This window comes from Monashia sp. HAY1-5C, assembly GCF_056755255.1.
In genome coordinates, this window is the sequence record NZ_JBPGXG010000510.1 from 1 (window position 1) to 255 (window position 255).

Sequence of the window (255 nt, forward strand, 5' to 3'; positions counted from 1 at the left end):
GACCGCCGGCAGCTACACGGTCGTCGTCACGGTCACCAACACCTCCGGCCTGACCGCGACCGCCCAGAAGACGGTCAGTGTCTCCGCGGCGATCCGGCCGCCGACGGCCTCGCTGTCCGTGACCCCGTCCAGCGGCACCGCGCCCGTCTCGGTCACCGCCGACGCCTCGGCGTCGACCGACCCGCAGGGGCAGACGCTGTCCTACGCCTTCGACTTCGGCGACGGCACCATCACCGGCACCTCCACCTCGGCCAC

The 255-nt window shown here is 72.9% G+C and carries 1 protein-coding gene; it reads left to right on the forward strand.

Going from position 1 to position 255, the window contains the following annotated elements; genetic code table 11:
- The coding region (locus tag ACR9ZK_RS22605) for a PKD domain-containing protein (protein WP_481344168.1) at positions 1-255 on the forward strand (255 nt) is incomplete at both ends.